Raw genomic sequence first — 254 nt, forward strand, 5'->3', positions numbered from 1 at the left:
TGATGACATCATCGACTCTGCCTTGGAACCAAAAATAACCGTCTTCATCCATATAAGCAGAATCTCCGGAAACATACCAGCCGCCCGGCATAAAATAAGAATCATATTTCTCTTTGTTGTTCCAAATGGAATCCATCATCGACGGCCAGCCCTTTTTAATGGCGAGATTTCCCATTCGGTACGGCGGAAGCTCATTTCCCTGATTGTCAACGATCGCCGCTTCCACTCCCGGAATCGGTTTCCCCATTGAGCCC

General features: G+C 47.6%; 1 pseudogene. It reads right to left on the reverse strand.

What is annotated here, in order from left to right:
- Window positions 1-254: pseudogene (locus tag SB658_RS25775) on the reverse strand (acetate--CoA ligase); the annotation flags it as partial.

The organism is Bacillus sp. SIMBA_008, assembly GCF_046535495.1.
Classification (GTDB): Bacteria; Bacillota; Bacilli; order Bacillales; family Bacillaceae; genus Bacillus; species Bacillus subtilis.